The following is a 6,291-nucleotide window of genomic DNA, read 5'->3' as shown; positions in this document are numbered from 1 at the left end:
ATGCCGAATATGCCGTCAAGACGATTCTTGACGCCATGAGCGACGCGCTGGTGCGTGGGCACCGGATCGAGATCCGCGGTTTTGGCAGCTTCTCCATCAACCGGCGTCCGCCGCGCATGGGCCGCAATCCCCGCTCCGGCGAAAGCGTCGCCATTCCGGAAAAGCGTGTTCCCCATTTCAAGCCGGGCAAGGCCCTGCGCGAGGCGGTGGATACCCGGACAGAAGAAATGCTGGCGCCTCCTGTCAAATAAAGGGCATCCCGACAGGGCTCTGGCTACAATTGCCGGACCACAAGGGGACCCAAGTGAAATACCTCATGTGGCTGCTCAAGGCAGCCATTTTTTTTACGCTGTTTGCTTTCGCACTGAATAACCAGCAGGCCGTTGCTGTTTACTTCTTTTTCGGCACGCTGTGGCAAGCGCCGCTGGTGCTGGTCGTCCTGGTCACCTTTGCCTGCGGACTGGCCACCGGCGTCCTCATGATGATGCCGCGCTGGTGGAAAAAGCGCAAAAATGCCAAGCTGAACATCCACAGCACGCACAGCGAGAACCCGTCCACCATGCACCATGGAATTTGACTTCACCTGGGTACTGCTCGGGTTTCCGATTGCTTTCACTCTGGGCTGGCTGGCGTCACGGCTGGATTTACGCCAACTACGGATAGAAAACAGGCAAGCGCCCAAAGCCTACTTTCGTGGCCTGAATTTTCTGCTTAACGAGCAGCAGGACCAGGCCATCGACGCCTTCATCGAAGCCGTCCAGAACGACCCCGACACCTCTGAACTGCATTTCGCGCTGGGCAACCTGTTCCGCCGGCGCGGCGAGTATGAACGCGCGGTGCGTGTTCACGAACATCTGCTCTCCCGCGGCGACCTGACCCAGCCCGAGCGCGATCGCGCGCAGCATGCGCTGGCGCTTGATTTCCTCAAGGCCGGGCTACTGGACCGCGCGGAACTGGCGCTGCGAAAACTCGAAGGCACAGGCTACGAAGAAGAAGCCCGCCTCGCCTTGCTGTCAATTTATGAGCGTTCGCGCGACTGGACGCACGCCACCGACATCGCAGCCAAGCTGGAGAGCGCCGGCCGCGGCAGCTTCAGCACCCGGCAGGCCCATTATCTGTGCGAGCAGGCGCTGTCCGCCACGGCGTCGGGCGACACCGGCCGGGCCGTGGATATCCTGCAGCGGGCAGCCAGCCTGGCGCCGGCTGCGCCCCGACCCCTGATCGACTTGGCCAAACTGCAGGGCCAGCTCGGCCGGCACCAGGATGCTTTTGCAACCCTCCTGAAGCTCGAAAAAACAGCGCCGCAAGCCTTGCCGCTGGCGGCTGGACTGCTTGGCAACATGGCGCAGCAAAGCGGCCAGCAGCAAGCGGCGCTGGACCTGCTGCTTGCCAGTTACGCAGAGATGCCCTCCATCGACGTGGTGGAAGCCATCATCAAGCTCGATGCTGTCCCGGACGCTTCGCGCCAGCGTTATGTCCAGCACCTGGAACGCGAGGCCTCGCTGGTCGCCGCCGCAAAATGGATTGCCGGCGAAAAGCTGGGCGACGAGGGTCAGCACGCCCTGGTCCAGCGCGCGCTGGACAAGGCCACCAAACCCCTGATGCGCTACCGCTGCGCCGCCTGCGGTTTTGAAGCAACCCAGCACTTCTGGCACTGCCCCGGCTGCCAGGCCTGGGACAGCTACCCGGCCCGGCGCATCGAGGAACTATGAACACCCCCGTCGGACGCTCACTGCGTGTAGCGCCTTCCCCCCTTGCAGGGGGCGGACACCAGCGGCCCGGCAAAGCCGGTTCCGCGGCGTCCACTTGAATAAGATCTGCTCAACATGACATCACCTATTGCGCTATCTGCTGAACAGCTCGCCAAAGCCCGCGTCCTCGTGGTGGGTGATGCCATGCTGGACCGCTACTGGTATGGCGCGGTGGACCGCATCTCGCCGGAGGCGCCTGTGCCGGTGGTGCGCGTCACGCGCACCGAGGAACGCATGGGTGGGGCGGCCAACGTGGCTTACAACATCGTCACCCTGAACGCGCAGGCCTCACTGCTGAGCGTGGTCGGCGACGACGAGGCCAGCCATCAGCTGGAAGCCCTGGTTGCCAGCTCGGGCATCACGCCCTGCTTCGGCCGCGACCCGCAGCTCAAGACCACCGTCAAGCTGCGCGTGATCGGGAGGCAGCAGCAGTTGTTGCGGCTCGATTTTGAAAACATGCCGGAAAACGAAGTGCTGGCCTCACAGACGGCCGCTTTCGAAAAACTCCTGCCGCAACACGACACGGTGCTGTTTTCGGACTACGGTAAAGGCGGCCTGGCCCATATACCCCTGATGATTGACCAGGCCCGCGCAGCGGGTAAAGTGGTATTGGTCGACCCCAAGGGCTCGGACTATTCGCGCTACCAGCGCGCGACGGCCATCACGCCTAACCGCGCCGAACTCGAGCATGTCATCGGCCCCTGGCGCGATGAAGCGGACCTGCAGGCCAAAGCGCAAAACCTGCGCGAAACGCTGAAACTGCAGGCCCTGCTGCTGACCCGCAGCGAAGAAGGCATGACGCTCTTCGATGCGCAAGGCCAGCTGCATGTGCCGGCGCTGGCGCGCGAAGTGTTTGACGTGACCGGCGCGGGCGATACCGTGATCGCCACGCTGGCGGCCATGGCCGCAGCCGGCCTGAGCCTGCGCGAGGCCGTGCCGGTGGCAAATCGGGCCGGCGGCATCGTGGTCGGCAAGTTCGGCACGGCGACAGTCAGCTACGACGAACTGTTCGCCGCGCCCTGAAAAAGGAATGGTCATGAAGATCGTGGTTACCGGCGCCGCCGGGTTCATCGGCGCCAACATCATCCAGGGCCTCAACGCACGCGGCATCGACGACATCATCGCCGTTGACGACCTGACCGATGGAGACAAGTTCCGCAACCTGGCCGACCTGCGGATCGCCGACTACATCGATGTGGACGATTTTTACGAGCTGTTTGCCGAGTCCGCATTCGGCGATGTCGAAGCCGTCTTCCACGAAGGCGCCTGCAGCGACACCATGGAGCCGGACGGCAAGTACATGATGGACAACAACTACACGCTGTCCTGCGAACTCCATGCCGCCTGCCAGGAGCAGGGCACGCGGCTGCTCTATGCCTCCTCGGCTGCCACCTACGGCGGCTCGGACACTTTCCGCGAGTCCCCCGAGTTTGAAAAGCCGCTCAATGTCTACGGCTACTCCAAGCTGCTGTTCGACCAGCGGCTGCGCCGTGAACTGGGGGCTGATTTTTCCGGCACAACCACCCAGGTCGCCGGCTTTCGCTACTTCAACGTGTATGGCCCGCGCGAACAGCATAAAGGCCGCATGGCCAGCGTCGCCTTTCACCAGTTCAACCAGTTCCGCGCTGAAGGCAAGGTCAAGCTGTTCGGCGAGTACGGCGGCTACGGCCCAGGCGGGCAGATGCGCGACTTCGTCTTCATCGACGATGTGGTCGCCGTCAACCTGTGGTTCCTCGACCATCCGGAGGCCAGCGGCATCTTCAACCTGGGCACCGGCAAGGCCCAGCCCTTCAACGACGTGGCGCTTGCGGTCGTCAACACCCTGCGCCAGCAGCAGGGCGAAAAGCCGCTGACGCTCCCGGAAGCTTCTCACGGCGGCCTGATCGACTACATCGACTTCCCCGCCGCGCTGGTCGGCAAGTACCAGAGCTACACCCAGGCTGATCTGACGGCCCTGCGCGCGGCCGGTTGCAAGCATTCGTTTGCAGATGTCCAGACGGGTGTATCTGCTTACATGAAAGCGCTGGCCAAGACGCCCTGAGCCCTGTTCTGGCCGTATGCTGTCTGACTGGCAGCCCGTCCCGTCAACGCCCGGGGCTGCGCAAGCGTTAAAAATGGACCGCCTGATTCGCAGGAGGGATCATCCGCTTCCAACAACCCATGAGGAACTTCCCGATGTTCAAGAAACTGCTGGCCTTTGTTGCCACCATGTATGTCGCCATGGCTTTCGCCGCTGTCGACGTCAACACCGCCACCACGGCTGAACTCGACAGCATCAAGGGTATCGGCCCGGTTAAGTCCGCCTTGATCATGGCCGAGCGCAAGAAGGCGCCCTTCAAGGACTGGAATGATTTTGTGACCCGCGTCAAGGGCGTCGGTACCGACAGCGCCGCCAAATTTTCCGCCGATGGCCTGACCGTCAACGGCACCAGCTACAAGGCCGGTGCCAAAGCGGATGTCAAAGCCGATGCCAAGGCTGGCAAGAAAGCCGACAAGCCAGTTACGGAAAAAGCCAAGGATGCCGCGGTTGCTACCAAAGACGCTGTCAAGGGTGCAGCCATTTCCACCAAGGACGCGGCCAAGGACACCGCCAAAGACGTCAAGGCCGCCGTGACGCCCAAGCCCGACACCAAGGCCGAAGTCAAGGCCGAGGTGAAAGCCGGCGCGAAAACCGAGCCCGCCAAGAAGTAAACGTCTTCGGCTTACGCACCAACCCGCCTTGCGCGGGTTTTTTCATGACTTTTTGGCCTCCAGCCCTTATCCTACAAGCGCAAGCAGCTATTAAAAACGGAGCATTGCCTTACAGCAGCGCCACCAGATCGGTCACGCCGACATCCACGCCGGCCTGCGTCAACAGTGTGGTCGCCTGCCCGCGGTGGTGCGTCTGGTGGTTGAAAAAATGCGTCATGGCCTGCCAGGCCGGGTGGGCGCGCTGCACGCCCTTGGTGTTGGCGTAAGCCATGGTGCTGACCAGGAAGTCCGGCGTCATCTCTGCCACCCACCGCTCGATCATCTCGTCCAGCGCATCGCGCATTTGCCGCAGTTCGGGCCAGTTGGGATACGCATCGACGCTGACATAATCAACGCCCTGTGGCAAGGCCAGGGCAGCCGCATCCAAGGCAGCAAACCGGGTTGGCTGCGAGGCAAAGCGCTGCAGCCAGAGCCTGTCGGCCAGCACCAGATGCGTGAGCGTGTGGTGGATGGAGCCGAAAAACGCGCCGCGGTCACGCTTGCGCTCTTCATCGGTCAAGGTATCGCAGGCCGCATAGAGCCGCTGGTTCATCCAGCGGTTGTAGCGGGCCAGAAAACGGTAGTTGTCGAGAAACGCGGCGTCCATGGGTACTCCTGAATTGATAGCTGCCTGCGCGGGTTCTGTTGAGCTAAACCGTGTTTTTAGCAGATAAGCTCCGCCACCGGTACCAGTTGGGACCGCGGGACTGGCTTGCCAGCCCGCAGGCGCCGCCCCCTTGAGGGGGGAACAGGCTACACGCAGTGAGCCTGGACGGGGGTGGGTTTATAACTTGCCGAAACCGCCACCGCCGGGTGTGTGGATCTCGAACACATCGCCCGGCGCCATCTCGGCCTGGCCGATGTGCTCCAGATTCTCGATCCGGCCGTCTGCGCGCACCACCACATTGCGGCCCACCTGACCCGGCTGGCCGCCCGCCATGCCGAAGGCGCCATGGATACGGCCATTGGACAGGATGCTGGCCGTCATGGCTTCGAGGAAGCGCACGCGGCGCACGCCTCCGTTGCCGCCGTGCCAGCGCCCGGCGCCGCCCGAGCCCTGGCGGATCTCGTAACTTTCCAGCCGCACCGGGAAGCGGAACTCCAGCACCTCGGGATCGGTCAGGCGCGAATTGGTCATGTGCGCCTGCACCACCGACGTGCCGTCGAAACCCTTGACGATGTTGCCGCTGGCATCGAACACACCACCGGCGCCGGAGCCGCCCGAAATCGTCTCGTAGTACTGATGGCGCGCATTGCCGAAGGTGAAGTTGTTCATGGTGCACTGCCCCGCCGCCATCACGCCCAGCGCGCCGTACAGCGCGTTGGTGATGCAGGTGGAGGTTTCCACATTGCCCGCGACCACCGAGGCCGGCGGGTTCGGGTTCAGCATGGAGCCCGCGGGAATGATGACCTTCAGCGGCTTCAGGCAACCGGCGTTGAGCGGAATGTCGTCATCAACCAGCGTGCGGAACACATACAGCACGGCGGCCATGCAAACGGCTGTCGGCGCGTTGAAGTTGTTGCTCTGCTGCGGCGAGGTGCCGGTGAAATCGATCTCCGCGCTGCGGTTCTTCGTGTCCACACGGATGGCCACACTGATCTGCGCGCCATTGTCGAGCGGCAGGGTGAACTGCCCGTCCCTGAGCTGGGTGATGACACGCCGCACCGACTCCTCGGCGTTATCCTGCACGTGGCCCATATAGGCCTGCACCACGTCCAGGCTGAAGGTGTCCACCATCTTGCGCAATTCCTGCACGCCTTTTTCATTGGCGGCAATCTGCGCTTTCAGGTCGGCCATGTTCTGCTGCGG

The 6,291-nt window shown here is 62.9% G+C and carries 8 protein-coding genes; 6 read left to right on the top strand and 2 right to left on the bottom strand.

What is annotated here, in order from left to right; all coding sequences use genetic code 11:
• The 6 genes from ABI660_RS22465 to ABI660_RS22440 all read left to right on the top strand — a co-directional run.
• Positions 1-251 (top strand): integration host factor subunit beta (locus ABI660_RS22465; RefSeq protein ID WP_348072328.1); only part of this gene is annotated, 251 nt, incomplete at its 5' end.
• A 53-nt stretch (positions 252-304) separates the two neighbouring features.
• Positions 305-577, top strand: coding sequence for a LapA family protein (locus ABI660_RS22460; protein WP_348072326.1), 273 nt, complete (start codon positions 305-307; stop codon positions 575-577).
• The gene (gene lapB, locus ABI660_RS22455; protein WP_348072324.1) at positions 567-1,712 is read left to right on the top strand and encodes a lipopolysaccharide assembly protein LapB; all 1,146 of its coding nucleotides are present in this window, start codon (positions 567-569) and stop codon (positions 1,710-1,712) included. Before ABI660_RS22460 ends, lapB begins: the two co-directional genes overlap by 11 nt.
• A 114-nt stretch (positions 1,713-1,826) precedes the next feature.
• Complete coding sequence (gene rfaE1 / locus ABI660_RS22450; protein ID WP_348072322.1) at positions 1,827-2,774, top strand: D-glycero-beta-D-manno-heptose-7-phosphate kinase; 948 nt, start codon at positions 1,827-1,829, stop codon at positions 2,772-2,774.
• Positions 2,775-2,787: 13 nt separating this feature from the next.
• Complete coding sequence (rfaD, locus tag ABI660_RS22445; RefSeq protein ID WP_348072320.1) at positions 2,788-3,792, top strand: ADP-glyceromanno-heptose 6-epimerase; 1,005 nt, start codon at positions 2,788-2,790, stop codon at positions 3,790-3,792.
• A 134-nt stretch (positions 3,793-3,926) separates the two neighbouring features.
• Positions 3,927-4,442 carry a helix-hairpin-helix domain-containing protein gene (locus tag ABI660_RS22440; protein WP_348072318.1) on the top strand — a complete coding sequence of 172 codons (516 nt, stop codon included), beginning with the start codon at positions 3,927-3,929 and terminating at the stop codon, positions 4,440-4,442.
• Between the two features lie 109 nt (positions 4,443-4,551).
• Here ABI660_RS22440 and ABI660_RS22435 read toward each other — a convergent pair whose 3' ends face one another.
• Together ABI660_RS22435 and ABI660_RS22430 are read right to left on the bottom strand one after the other, a co-directional pair.
• On the bottom strand, positions 4,552-5,088 hold the full coding sequence (locus ABI660_RS22435; RefSeq protein WP_348072316.1) for a DinB family protein: 537 nt from the start codon (positions 5,086-5,088) through the stop codon (positions 4,552-4,554).
• Positions 5,089-5,265: 177 nt separating this feature from the next.
• Positions 5,266-6,291, bottom strand: a 1,026-nt coding sequence (locus tag ABI660_RS22430) for a hydantoinase B/oxoprolinase family protein (RefSeq protein ID WP_348072314.1), incomplete at its 5' end; no start/stop codon positions are given.

Source organism: Polaromonas sp. (assembly GCF_039930745.1).
GTDB lineage: Bacteria > Pseudomonadota > Gammaproteobacteria > Burkholderiales > Burkholderiaceae_C > Polaromonas.
Note: the sequence above shows the minus strand (reverse complement) of the source record. Positions and strands in the feature narration are given on the sequence as shown.

Excerpts from the sequence above, each read along its gene's own strand:
- ABI660_RS22440 (WP_348072318.1), top strand. The coding sequence starts at position 3,927 with ATGTTCAAGAAACTGCTGGCCTTTGTTGCCACCATGTATGTCGCCATG.
- rfaE1 (WP_348072322.1), top strand. The coding sequence starts at position 1,827 with ATGACATCACCTATTGCGCTATCTGCTGAACAGCTCGCCAAAGCCCGC.
- lapB (WP_348072324.1), top strand. The coding sequence starts at position 567 with ATGGAATTTGACTTCACCTGGGTACTGCTCGGGTTTCCGATTGCTTTC.
- ABI660_RS22435 (WP_348072316.1), bottom strand. The coding sequence starts at position 5,088 with ATGGACGCCGCGTTTCTCGACAACTACCGTTTTCTGGCCCGCTACAAC.
- rfaD (WP_348072320.1), top strand. The coding sequence starts at position 2,788 with ATGAAGATCGTGGTTACCGGCGCCGCCGGGTTCATCGGCGCCAACATC.